This is a genomic window from Ruminococcus difficilis (assembly GCF_016680995.1).
The window spans coordinates 1-579 of the sequence record NZ_JAEQMG010000164.1 but is presented as its reverse complement, the minus strand read 5'-3'; the positions used below and the strand labels follow the sequence as shown (position 1 = coordinate 579).

Annotated in this window: 1 protein-coding gene; it reads left to right on the top strand. The window is 56.3% G+C overall.

The features are described from left to right. On the top strand, nucleotides 1-579 hold a 579-nt coding region (locus tag JKK62_RS15325; RefSeq protein ID WP_366503361.1), incomplete at both ends, for an aminoacyl--tRNA ligase-related protein.

Below are 579 nucleotides of genomic sequence, written 5' to 3'. Positions count from 1 at the left end.
TCTTCCGATCTCTGATCGGTACCTCAGAGCACAGCATGATCGGTAAGTTCATCGACACCATCCTGCAGGAGGAAGACCTGCCCTACACCCTGACCTCCTACAGCCCCTGCTTCCGCAAGGAAAAGGGCGCTCACGGTATCGAGGAGAGAGGCGTCTATCGTATCCACCAATTCGAGAAGCAGGAAATGATCGTCGTCTGCAAGCCCGAAGAATCCAAGATGTGGTTCGATCAGCTCTGGCAGAATACGGTCGAATTCTTCCGCACCCTCGACGTACCGGTACGCACCCTCGAGTGCTGTTCCGGCGACCTCGCCGATCTCAAGGTCAAGAGCATCGACGTTGAGGCATGGAGCCCCAGACAGAAGAAGTATTTTGAGGTCGGTTCCTGCTCGAACCTCAGTGACGCGCAGGCGCGCCGTCTGAAGATCCGCGTCAACGGCAAGGACGGCAAAAAGTACTTTGCGCATACCCTCAACAACACCTGTGTCGCACCGCCCCGTATGCTGATCGCGTTCCTCGAGAACAACCTTAATGAGGACGGCAGTGTGAACATCCCCGAGGCGCTCAGACCGTATATGG